This window comes from Neisseria sp. P0009.S007 (assembly GCF_051962515.1).
Map to the genome: position 1 here is coordinate 1 of NZ_JBQCVF010000826.1, position 566 is coordinate 566.

At 48.8% G+C, this 566-nt stretch carries 1 protein-coding gene; it reads left to right on the top strand.

The window, feature by feature from the left end; all coding sequences use genetic code 11:
- A partial coding sequence (locus tag ACTHS3_RS16620) for an alpha/beta hydrolase-fold protein (RefSeq protein WP_440368589.1) occupies positions 1-566 on the top strand: 566 nt, incomplete at both ends.

Below are 566 nucleotides of genomic sequence, written 5' to 3' on the forward strand. Positions count from 1 at the left end.
GACGGATATGGTATTTGATGTCTATCTACCTCCACAAGTCTTAAAAGGTTATCCCGCGCCTGTTTTATATTTCCTTTCCGGCTTAAATAGCGATGGTTCTGAATTGGTTCGGCAAAGCGGCATCCAGCGTTTTGCGGCGCAATGGAATATTATTGTGGTTTTCCCGGATACCTCGCCACGCGGTCAGCATGTTGCCGACAGTGAGGAACATTATCTTGGACAAGGTGCCGGATTTTATGTCAATGCAACTGAAGCGCCTTGGGCGCAGCATTACCAAATGGAAAGCTATATCAGCCAAGAATTACCTGATTTGATCGAGCATCATTTTCCGGTAACGAAAGAGCGCAGCATTGCAGGTTTCAGCATGGGCGGGCATGGCGCGCTGCATTTGGCTTTGAACTATCCCGGCCGATATGCTGCGGTTTCTGCCTTTGCGCCTTTATGTCACCCTATAGATACGGAAGGCGGCAGGCAGGCGTTTTCAGCTTATTTGGGTCAAAACGTGGAAACATGGAAACGCTATGACAGTACAGAACTGCTTCAGACGGCCTCGCATAAATTGCCTG